This is a genomic window from Enterobacter sp. SCRI0065, assembly GCF_059766475.1.
In genome coordinates this window covers 24,335-35,323 of the sequence record NZ_JCBAJB010000015.1, presented here as the reverse complement: position 1 = coordinate 35,323, position 10,989 = coordinate 24,335, and the positions used below count along the sequence as shown (strand labels likewise).

The 10,989-nt window shown below is 50.3% G+C and carries 10 protein-coding genes and 1 other annotated feature; of the genes, 4 read left to right on the top strand and 6 right to left on the bottom strand.

The features are described from left to right. Positions 1 to 404 precede the first annotated feature (404 nt). From clpB to rluD, 3 genes are all read right to left on the bottom strand, one after another. Positions 405 to 2,978 (bottom strand): ATP-dependent chaperone ClpB, encoded by a 2,574-nt coding sequence (gene clpB, locus AC6EMZ_RS22320; protein ID WP_498405026.1) that lies wholly within the window; start codon positions 2,976 to 2,978, stop codon positions 405 to 407. Between the two features lie 129 nt (positions 2,979 to 3,107). Next, positions 3,108 to 3,839: a purine nucleoside phosphorylase YfiH gene (yfiH, locus tag AC6EMZ_RS22315; protein ID WP_498405025.1), complete on the bottom strand. Its 732-nt coding sequence runs from the start codon at positions 3,837 to 3,839 to the stop codon at positions 3,108 to 3,110. Next, on the bottom strand, positions 3,836 to 4,816 hold the full coding sequence (rluD, locus tag AC6EMZ_RS22310; protein ID WP_498405024.1) for a 23S rRNA pseudouridine(1911/1915/1917) synthase RluD: 981 nt from the start codon (positions 4,814 to 4,816) through the stop codon (positions 3,836 to 3,838). The genes yfiH and rluD overlap by 4 nt, the downstream gene beginning before the upstream one ends. A gap of 130 nt (positions 4,817 to 4,946) precedes the next feature. On the opposite strand from rluD, the gene bamD reads away from it, so the two are divergent. The 4 genes from bamD (at position 4,947) to pheA (ending at position 7,712) form a co-directional block, all read left to right on the top strand. Continuing rightward, the gene (bamD, locus tag AC6EMZ_RS22305; protein ID WP_498405023.1) at positions 4,947 to 5,684 is read left to right on the top strand and encodes an outer membrane protein assembly factor BamD; all 738 of its coding nucleotides are present in this window, start codon (positions 4,947 to 4,949) and stop codon (positions 5,682 to 5,684) included. Between the two features lie 269 nt (positions 5,685 to 5,953). After that, positions 5,954 to 6,295, top strand: coding sequence for a ribosome-associated translation inhibitor RaiA (raiA, locus tag AC6EMZ_RS22300; RefSeq protein ID WP_498405021.1), 342 nt, complete (start codon positions 5,954 to 5,956; stop codon positions 6,293 to 6,295). Between the two features lie 102 nt (positions 6,296 to 6,397). After that, positions 6,398 to 6,523: a sequence feature (Phe leader region), on the top strand. Further along, a complete protein-coding gene (gene pheL / locus AC6EMZ_RS22295; protein WP_100229775.1) occupies positions 6,399 to 6,446 on the top strand; it encodes a pheA operon leader peptide PheL in 48 nt (15 codons plus the stop codon). It overlaps the preceding feature by 48 nt. 28 nt (positions 6,524 to 6,551) lie before the next feature. Further along, positions 6,552 to 7,712, top strand: coding sequence for a bifunctional chorismate mutase/prephenate dehydratase (gene pheA, locus AC6EMZ_RS22290; RefSeq protein WP_498405020.1), 1,161 nt, complete (start codon positions 6,552 to 6,554; stop codon positions 7,710 to 7,712). On the opposite strand, the gene AC6EMZ_RS22285 is transcribed toward pheA, so the two are convergent. From AC6EMZ_RS22285 to aroF, 3 genes are read right to left on the bottom strand one after another with little or no spacing between them, the layout of a single operon-like run. Beyond that, complete coding sequence (locus tag AC6EMZ_RS22285) at positions 7,709 to 8,581, bottom strand: SMP-30/gluconolactonase/LRE family protein (RefSeq protein WP_498405019.1); 873 nt, start codon at positions 8,579 to 8,581, stop codon at positions 7,709 to 7,711. The genes pheA and AC6EMZ_RS22285 overlap by 4 nt on opposite strands. 60 nt (positions 8,582 to 8,641) lie before the next feature. Next, the gene (tyrA, locus tag AC6EMZ_RS22280) at positions 8,642 to 9,763 is read right to left on the bottom strand and encodes a bifunctional chorismate mutase/prephenate dehydrogenase (protein ID WP_498405018.1); all 1,122 of its coding nucleotides are present in this window, start codon (positions 9,761 to 9,763) and stop codon (positions 8,642 to 8,644) included. A 10-nt stretch (positions 9,764 to 9,773) separates the two neighbouring features. Beyond that, on the bottom strand, positions 9,774 to 10,844 hold the full coding sequence (gene aroF, locus AC6EMZ_RS22275; RefSeq protein WP_498405017.1) for a 3-deoxy-7-phosphoheptulonate synthase AroF: 1,071 nt from the start codon (positions 10,842 to 10,844) through the stop codon (positions 9,774 to 9,776). Positions 10,845 to 10,989 lie beyond the last annotated feature (145 nt).

Here is a 10,989-nt window from a genome sequence, read left to right as displayed (position 1 = left end):
AGAGACTTTGGTATTCATTTAGCGTCTTGCGACGTTTAGAATCCATGTCACTTTGAGTGCCCACACAGATTGTCTGATAAATTGTTAAAGAGCAGTGCAACGCGGCTTTCGCTCACCGTTGCGAGGTCCCGTATAATACGTTTTCCTCATTCAGAGTCAAGCGTTTATTTTCGCTTTTCTCTGCTGGCGTTCATCTCTGAACCCCGCTAACCCGGCGGCTAGTAAGCCGTTGTTCCGTGTCAGTGGAGGCGCATTATAGGGGGTTATTCTGAGGCTGCAAGTATAAAGTGAAAATTATTTACTAACTGCTCACTTTCCAGGCTATCAGGATTAAAAACCAACAGCACTGTCTAAATTCCAAACAAAAACGAGCCCCAGAGGGCTCGTTTTTGTTTATATGACGATTACTGAACTGCCACAATTCGATCGTCGTTGACTTCGAGGCGTATCACTTTCCCCGGAATAAGCTCCCCGGAAAGGATTTGCTGCGCCAACGGGTTTTCGATCTGCTGCTGGATGGCTCGTTTAAGAGGACGAGCACCATACACTGGATCGTAACCGTTCTCGCTTAACAGTTTCAGCGCATCATCAGAGATGTGGATTTCATATCCACGGTCCTCAAGACGTTTGTACAAACGCTGCAACTGAATCTGAGCAATAGAAGCAATGTGGCTTTCGCCCAACGGGTGGAATACCACGACTTCATCTATACGGTTGATGAATTCTGGACGGAAGTTCTGGCTCACTACGCCTAGCACCAGATCTTTCATATGAGCGTAATCCAGTTCACCAAATCGTTCCTGAATTAAATCGGAACCCAGGTTCGACGTCATAATGACAACCGTATTGCGGAAATCGACCGTCCTCCCCTGCCCATCAGTCAGACGACCATCATCCAATACCTGCAACAGGATATTGAAAACATCCGGATGCGCCTTTTCGACTTCATCTAATAAGATGACAGAATAAGGACGACGGCGAACGGCTTCGGTCAGATAGCCCCCTTCTTCATAACCGACATATCCAGGAGGCGCACCGACCAAACGCGAGACGGAATGTTTTTCCATAAACTCCGACATATCAATCCGCACCATCGCATCATCGCTATCGAACATAAAGTTCGCCAGCGTTTTACACAGCTCGGTCTTACCAACCCCCGTTGGCCCAAGGAACAGGAACGAACCGATTGGGCGATTAGGGTCAGATAATCCCGCACGGCTACGACGGATCGCATTTGAGACAGCTTCTACCGCTTCATCCTGTCCAATCACACGATGATGCAGGTCCTGTTCCATGCGCAGCAGTTTTTCGCGTTCACCTTCGAGCATGCGGGCAACCGGAATACCTGTCCAGCGAGCCAGCACGTCGGCTATTTCCACATCCGTTACTTTGTTACGCAGCAGTCGCATGGTTTTACCTTCAGACTGCATGGCAAACTCTAGCTGTTTTTCCAATTCAGGAATCTTGCCATACTGCAGCTCTGACATCCGACCAAGGTCACCCACTCGACGTGCCTGCTCAATGGCGATTTTTGCCTGCTCGAGCTCAGCCTTAATGGTCTGCGTACCTGAGAGCGATGCTTTCTCGGCTTTCCACTCTTCTTCTAATACAGAATACTGGCGCTCTTTATCGTCCAACTCCTCATTGAGCATATCGAGGCGTTTCTTGCTCGCCTCGTCTGACTCTTTCTTCAGCGCTTGCTGTTCCAGCTTGAGCTGAATGATTCGGCGATCAAGCCTGTCGAGCTCTTCGGGCTTCGAGTCAATCTGCATACGAATGCTGGACGCGGCTTCATCAATAAGGTCGATAGCTTTGTCCGGTAGCTGTCTATCCGCAATATATCGATGCGACAACGTTGCAGCCGCGACGATCGCTGGGTCGGTGATTTGCACATGGTGGTGCAATTCATAACGTTCTTTCAAACCACGCAGAATCGCGATGGTGTCTTCAACCGTCGGCTCAGCAACAAACACTTTCTGGAAACGACGCTCCAGCGCAGCATCTTTTTCGATATACTGACGATATTCATCAAGCGTAGTCGCCCCGACGCAGTGCAGTTCACCACGCGCCAGAGCGGGTTTCAGCATATTACCCGCATCCATTGCACCGTCGGCTTTACCTGCGCCAACCATCGTATGCAACTCATCGATAAACAGAATGACGTTGCCTTCCTGTTTTGACAGATCGTTCAGCACACCTTTTAGGCGCTCTTCAAATTCACCGCGATATTTTGCTCCGGCCACCAGCGAGCCCATATCCAGCGCTAAAACACGGCGGCCTTTTAAACCTTCCGGTACTTCACCGTTAACAATACGTTGCGCAAGACCTTCAACAATGGCGGTTTTACCCACCCCTGGCTCACCAATCAGCACCGGATTGTTTTTGGTACGGCGCTGCAGTACCTGTATCGTTCGACGAATCTCTTCGTCACGACCAATAACCGGATCAAGTTTGCCCTGTTCGGCACGCTCGGTCAGATCAATGGTAAATTTCTTCAAAGCCTGACGTTGGTCTTCGGCTCCCTGGTCGTTCACGCTATCACCTCCACGCATTTGTTCAATCGCCTGACTCACGTTGGCGGTTGTGGCTCCAGCCGATTTCAGGAGATCGGTCAGGGTACCGCGTGATTCAAGCGCAGCCAGAACAAACAGTTCTGACGAAATAAAGTTGTCCCCACGTTTTTGCGCCAGCTTGTCGCAAAGGTTTAATACACGAACCAGATCCTGCGACGGCTGAACGTCACCGCCGGTGCCTTCCACCTGCGGTAAACGACTCAAAGCCTGATCGATGGCCGTGCGTAACTGCCCGGCATTAATGCCAGCAGAGGTAAGTAAAGGACGTACCGATCCCCCTTCTTGATTAAGCAAGGCGCTCATTAAATGAAGTGGTTCGATAAATTGGTTGTCGCGCCCCAGTGCGAGTGACTGGGCGTCGGCGAGTGCAAGCTGGAATTTATTAGTAAGACGATCCAGACGCATAACTCCTCCCATAACAGGTCAAATTTGCTACTGGAGATTAAATGAGGTCATCCCTCAATTATTCAAGGTTAATGACCTTAATTATGTGAAAAGAAAACGGCACGTACCAGATCGTCTTGATTCGTTAGGTTATATCAGCCAAATGAAACTTGCCATACGACCTGTCGTTTTGTCGCGACGATATGAGAAAAAATCACCCGTTTCGGTGAAAGTGCAACGATCGCCACCAAAGAGTTGCGTCACGCCGACGTTGTTTAAACGCTGACGCGCCAGCTGATAAATATCGGCCATGTATTTTTGACCGACAGCCTGGAATGCGCTGACGGCTTGCGGATCTTTATCAATGAACGCTTCGCGAACTTCAGGGCCAACTTCAAAAGCCTGGGCCCCAATCGCAGGGCCAAGCCAGGCGATAATATTATCAGGGCGGTCAGCAAAACAGGCGACCGTCTCTTCTAATACGCCCGCACATAGCCCACGCCAACCGGCGTGAGCTGCTGCGACTTCCGTACCCGCTCGGTTGCAGAACAAAACAGGCAAACAATCGGCGGTCATAACGGCACAGACTGTCCCAGGAGTGTTGCTGTATGAGGCATCCGCACGTTTAGAAGCATACGGTTCGCCCGTTAGCCTCAATACGTCAATACCATGCACCTGCTCTAGCCAGATCGGTTTTGATGGCAACCCCCCTTCCGCAAACATACGCATGCGGTTTTCGTCGACGTGATCGGCATTATCACCGCAGTGTGCACCAAGATTCAGTGACTCCCACGCGCCTTTGCTCACGCCTCCGATTCGGGTAGAACTACAGGCTGCCACGCCTTCCGGTATTGGCCACTCCGGGACAATCAGTTTGGTCATAGCCAGTCAACTCTATCCTTATGTTCTTCAAAATCGGCACGCATTGCTTCAATAAGTTCGACCATATCCTGAGGGAGCGGCGCATGCCATTCCATCTCAATCCCGGTAACCGGGTGGTAGAGACGTAACATTGTTGCGTGCAATGCCTGACGATCAAACTTGCGCAGCGTACTGATAAACTCCTCAGAAGCACCTTTTGGCGGACGTGGACGACCGCCATAAACCTGATCGCCCACCAGCGGGTGAGTAATGTGCGACATATGCACACGGATCTGGTGAGTACGCCCGGTCTCCAGACGCAAACGCAAACGCGTATGAATACGGAAATGTTCCATAATGCGATAATGCGTTACCGCTGGCTTACCCATCGGGTGTACAGACATATGCGTACGTTTAGTTGGATGGCGGCTAATCGGTTCTTCTACCGTTCCCCCCGACGTCATATGTCCAATCGCGACCGCTTCATATTCACGGGTGATTTCGCGCAGTTGCAAAGATTCCACCAGGTGCGTCTGCGCCGGGACGGTTTTTGCCACTACCATTAAACCGGTCGTGTCTTTATCCAGACGATGCACGATACCCGCACGCGGTACATCGGCAATCGGAGGATAATAATGAAGCAGCGCGTTAAGCACCGTACCATCAGGATTACCCGCACCCGGATGAACAACCAGGCCGCGCGGCTTGTTGATCACCAGGATATCGTCGTCTTCATAGACAATGCTAAGCGGGATATCTTGTGCTTCGAAACGTATTTCTTCATCGATTTCAGCATTGATGGCGACAGCTTCCCCACCTAACACTTTCTCTTTTGGCTTGTCCCAAACTTTGCCGTTAACCAGCACGCGCTGGTCGAGAATCCATTCTTTTATGCGTGAACGTGAATAATCAGGGAACATTTCGGCCAAAGCTTGATCTAAGCGTTGACCGAGCTGATTTTCGGAGACTGTTGCGGTGAGTTCTACTCGTTGTGCCATAGACTGCTTCTTCGTTTAACGTTGGGTTTTACGGCTTTGCCGTATAATATAGTGTGCTATTGTAGCTGGTCTTAATCGGGAGCAGGAAAGAGATTCTCCCGGACAAACATTTGAGGAAAGTCAAAACGTCATGACGCGCATGAAATATCTGGTGGCAGCGGCCACGTTGAGCCTGGCTTTGGTGGGCTGCTCCGGTTCAAATGAACAGGTCCCTGACAATCCGCCGAATGAAATCTATGCGACTGCTCAGCAAAAACTGCAGGACGGTAACTGGAAACAGGCGATAACGCAACTGGAAGCGCTGGATAATCGTTATCCATTTGGTCCGTATTCTCAACAGGTCCAGTTAGATCTCATCTACGCCTACTATAAAAATGCCGATCTGCCGCTGGCTCAGGCGACTATCGATCGTTTCATACGTCTGAATCCGACTCATCCGAACATTGATTATGTCATGTATATGCGTGGCTTGACCAATATGGCGCTGGATGACAGTGCTTTGCAAGGTTTCTTCGGCGTAGATCGTTCAGACCGGGACCCGCAACACGCGCGCGATGCCTTTAACGATTTCTCTAAACTGGTCCGTGGTTATCCGAACAGTCAGTACATCACCGACGCCACCAAACGTCTGGTGTTCCTGAAGGATCGTCTGGCTAAATATGAATACTCGGTCGCCAACTACTATACCCGCCGTGGTGCATGGGTAGCTGTCGTAAACCGCGTTGAAGGTATGCTGCGTGATTACCCAGATACTCAGGCGACCCGCGATGGTCTGAAGCTGATGGAAAACGCGTACCGCCAAATGCAAATGAATGCTCAGGCTGATAAAGTCGCGAAGATTATTGCCGCGAACAGCAGCAACACCTAGTGACTTTCCACAATGCAAAACGGCAGCCCAAGGGCTGCCGTTTTTTTATGCATTTTCGCCGCCCGCCGTAGCGGTTTGATGACAACGAATCCTATCAACTATGGCCGTAATTTCGCACTTCGACAAGGTAAAAATCATCTGTTCCTGTTATGCCTCACAAAAAAGATTCGTTGACAAAAAGTGACAAAAATACGTGATTCAGATCACACATTTTGACATTGGGAGAGGTATGCTGGAATCACCAAGACGGAAGACAAGAGGTAACATTTATGACAGTGAACATTACCAGTAAACAAATGGAAATTACTCCGGCAATCCGCCAGCACGTCGCAGACCGTCTCGCCAAACTGGATAAATGGCAAACACACCTGATAAACCCTCATATCATTCTGTCTAAAGAACCGCAGGGTTTTACCGCTGATGCAACTATCAATACACCTAACGGCCATCTGGTCGCCAGCGCTAAACACGAAGATATGTACACGGCTATCAACGATTTGATCAACAAGCTGGAACGGCAGCTCAATAAAGTGCAACACAAAGGCGAAGCCCGTCGCGCCGCAACCTCGGTGAAAGACGCCAGCTTTGCGGAAGAAGTTGAAGAAGAGTAATCCTTTACATTGAGTGTACTTCCAACGCGCCTTCGGGCGCGTTTTTTATTGACAGGGTCAAAACAGTAAAGGTACTTTAAGGTATCAAGTACAGGATGAATTCATGAAACAAACGCCGTTCTTCTTCGCATTCTTTTTTACCTTCCCCTGAATGGGAGGCGTTTCGTCGTGTGATAAAGAATGCGAAGACGAACAACAAGGCCTCCCAAAACGGGAGGCCTTTTTTATTGATAACAATAATCGAATAGGCAACGCTATGACATCGGAGAACCCGTTACTGGATCTGCGAGTAAAAATCAGCGCACTGGATGAAAAATTACTGTCGCTATTGGCCGAACGCCGCACGCTCGCCGTTGAAGTGGGGAAAGCCAAACTAGACTCCCACCGCCCAGTTCGGGATATCGATCGTGAACGCGATTTGCTGGAACGTCTGATTGAGCTTGGAAAAGCGCATCATCTTGATGCTCATTACATCACCCGCCTTTTCCAGCTCATCATTGAAGATTCCGTTCTCACGCAGCAGGCACTGCTGCAACAGCACCTGAATAAAACCAATCCGCACTCGGCCCGCGTAGCCTTTCTTGGCCCGAAAGGATCGTATTCCCACCTGGCTGCCCGTCAGTACGCCGCCCGTCATTTTGAAGAGTTTATCGAAAGTGGCTGTGCAAAGTTTGCCGACATTTTCAATCAGGTCGAAACGGGACAAGCTGATTACGCCGTCGTTCCGATTGAAAACACCAGCTCTGGGGCGATTAACGATGTGTACGATCTGCTGCAACACACCAGCCTTTCGCTGGTTGGGGAACTGACCATTCCTATCGATCACTGTGTGCTGGTATCTGGCTCAACCGATCTCAATAAAATTGAAACGGTGTACAGTCACCCGCAACCATTCCAGCAATGCAGCCAGTTCCTGAATCGCTATCCAAACTGGAAAATTGAGTACACCGAAAGTACGTCTGCGGCAATGGAGAAAGTCGCGCAAATCAACTCTCCATCGGTTGCCGCACTTGGCAACGAAGCGGGCGGTGCACTGTATGGACTACAGGTACTGGAGCGTAATCTGGCCAACCAGACACAAAACATTACTCGCTTTATTGTTCTGGCACGTAAAGCGATAGAGGTTTCCGATCAGGTTCCGGCGAAAACCACCCTGTTAATGGCTACCGGTCAACAGGCTGGCGCTCTGGTTGAAGCACTGCTGGTATTACGTAACCACAATCTGATCATGACCAAGCTGGAATCCCGTCCAATCAACGGTAATCCATGGGAAGAGATGTTTTATCTCGATATTCAAGCCAATCTTAACTCGGCCTCTATGCAAAAAGCCCTACGCGAACTGGATAAGATTACCCTTTCAATGAAAGTGCTTGGCTGCTATCCGGGCGAAAACGTGGTTCCAGTCGATCCGGTTTAACGTTCGATAAAGCTGCTTTTCTTCATTCCTGCCACGTTGACTGGCAGGGTGAAGATAGCACCCGATAGCGGATAGCTTGCCACTTCGTCGCTATTCATATTCTCGCGGGTAGTCGTAATAAAAAGTGTTTTCATGTCATCACCCCCGAAGCAGACCATCGTAGGACAGCGTACCGGCAATCGATGCTCTTCAAGTTGTTGTCCTTGTGGTGAAAACCGTGCGATGCGCCAGCCATCAAATAACGCACTCCAGTAACACCCTTCCACGTCCATCGCCGCACCGTCAGGGATGCCCTCGCCCTCCTCAAATCGCCGAAATATCTCGCGAGCCCCCGGCTCACCTTGCTCATTCAAAGGTGTGCGATAAATCACCGCATTTGGTGTATCCGAGGTAAACATCCACTGCATATCCGGGGTAAATGCCAGGCCGTTATGTCCGTGAATATCACACTGAATCACTTTAGGCGTCAGGTCGTTGTCAATTCGCATCAGCATCGCGCCGTTATAATCCCCCGGACCCCAGAATGTACCGGCATAAAAACGTCCGAGATGATCGGTTCCTCCATCGTTAAACCGCGCAAGCTGCGGATTCGATGGATTGTCGCAAACTTTACGTTGCAAAAGCCCATGTCTATCAGCAAGCCATATTGCATTGCGCATCGCCACGATAAATCCGCCTCGCTCACGCAGGGCAAAACAACCTACCTCTTCATGAAATGAGAGCACGGAATGTTCCGCCGTGGGCAAATGGTAGCGATGGATTTCGCCTTCCAGAATATCCGCCCAATAGAGTGCATTCTCGCTTTCGTTCCAGGTTGGGCATTCCGGTAAGTGCCCCGTATAGTCAAATAAAACCTGTGGTTCAGCCATGACAAATCCTCAAAATGAAAAAAGCCAGCAGTGCTGGCTTTCAGTATATACATCATCGGATTACTGGCGACTGTCGTTCGCCTGACGCAGCAAGGTTCGGCTTTCGTTTTGAAAACGCTTTGCGTAGTCCCCGAACCAGTGTTCAACCTTACGGAAACTGTCAATAAACGCTTGTTTATCTCCTTGTTCCAGTAACGCAATCGCTTCGCCAAAACGCTGATAATAACGTTTAATAAGCGCAAGATTGTTCTCTGACGACATAATAATGTCGGCGTAAAGCTGCGGATCTTGCGCAAACAACCGCCCAACCATTGCCAGTTCCAGTCGGTAAATGGGTGACGACAGCGCTAGCAGTTGTTCAAGCTGTACATTCTCTTCTGCCAGATGCAGACCATAGGCAAAGGTAGCAAAGTGCCGCAGCGCCTGAATAAATGCCATGTTTTGATCGTGTTCCACCGCGCTGATACGGTGCAAACGCGCGCCCCAAACCTGAATCTGTTCCAGGAACCACTGGTACGCTTCCGGCTGACGCCCATCGCAATACACGACAACCTGTTTCGCCAGGCTGCCGCTGTCCGGACCAAACATCGGGTGTAACCCGAGCACCGGGCCAGTATGCGAGGCCAACATCGCCTGCAAAGGACCATTTTTCACGGACGCCAGATCCACCAAAATACAATCTTCTGGCAGAGGTGGGAGCTTCCCAATGATTTGCTCAGTCACATGAATAGGTACACTGACAATCACCATACCCGCATCTGACATCATTTCAGGTGCACGAGCCCAGTCTTCTTTCTCGAAAATACGGACCTGATAGCCTGATAACGTGAGCATTTTCTCGAACAGGCGTCCCATTTGGCCGCCACCGCCCACGATCACCACCGGGCGCAGCGAAGGTAAAAGGGTCTTAAAGCCTTTATCATTTTCGCTTGAGTAGGACTCGCGCATCACGCGGCGCAACACATCTTCAATCAAGTCGGGAGAAACACCGAGCGCTTGAGCCTCTTTACGTCGGGACGCCAGCATCGACGCTTCGCGCTCTGGCACGTAAATCGGCAGACCATATTTACTTTTGACTTCACCGACTTCGGCAACCAGCGACATACGGCGCGCCAGCAAATCCAGCAGCGCCTTATCCACTTCATCAATTTGATCGCGTAGTGCGGTCAATTCTGCAACCATAACAAACCTCTTAAGCCAGACGCGTCGCCAGCTGGCCGTTCAAATCTTTGTGGATTTCACGCAGCAATGCATCAGTGGCTTCCCAACTAATACACGCATCCGTCACGGATACACCGTGTTTCATCGCACTGCGCGGCTGTTCGGACGACTGATTGCCTTCATGAATATTACTTTCAATCATCAGACCAATAATTGAACGGTTACCATCTTTAATTTGTGCGACAACGGATTCCGCTACCGCAGGCTGACGACGGTAATCTTTATTCGAATTACCATGGCTGCAATCTACCATCAGCGCCGGGCGCAGTCCCGCCTGCTCCATCTCTTTTTCACACTGAGCCACATCCGCCGGGCTGTAGTTTGGCGCTTTGCCGCCACGCAGGATCACATGCCCATCCGGGTTCCCCTGGGTTTGCAGCAGACAAACCTGACCTGCCTGGTTAATCCCTACAAAACGGTGTGGCATCGCAGCAGCGCGCATTGCGTTAATCGCTGTTGCCAGGCTGCCGTCAGTGCCATTCTTAAAACCAACCGGCATTGACAGGCCAGAAGCCATCTCGCGGTGGGTTTGTGATTCGGTAGTACGAGCACCAATCGCAGACCAGCTGAACAGATCGCCCAGGTACTGAGGGCTATTAGGATCCAGCGCTTCAGTTGCCAGCGGCAGACCCATGTTGACCAGCTCTACCAGCAGGTGACGTGCAATCTTCAAACCCGCTTCCACATCGAACGAGCCATCCATATGAGGATCGTTGATAAGCCCCTTCCAGCCGACGGTGGTACGAGGTTTTTCAAAATAGACGCGCATGACCAGGTAGAGGCTATCGCTGACCTCTTCGGCTAGTGTCTTAAATCGACGAGCATATTCAATCGCGGTTTCAGGATCGTGAATAGAGCAAGGCCCACATACCACCAGCAGACGCGGATCGCGGCCAGCAATAATGTCAGAGATAGTCTGACGTGAGTGCTCAATTTGGGCTTCCTGATCTGCACTAAGCGGGAACTCCTGCTTCAGCTGATCAGGAGTGATCAGAACCTGCTCATCGGTAATATGTACGTTGTTCAGCGCGTCTTTTTGCATGATTGCGATCCTGTAATGCTCGTTTGCGATAGTGGTTTCCTCAATGAGGTGAACACACCATATCATACACAGTAAAGATTTCAATCCAAAATACGTAAACAATAATTTACAACAAGCGAAATATGGGAAATAAATCGCCCATCCC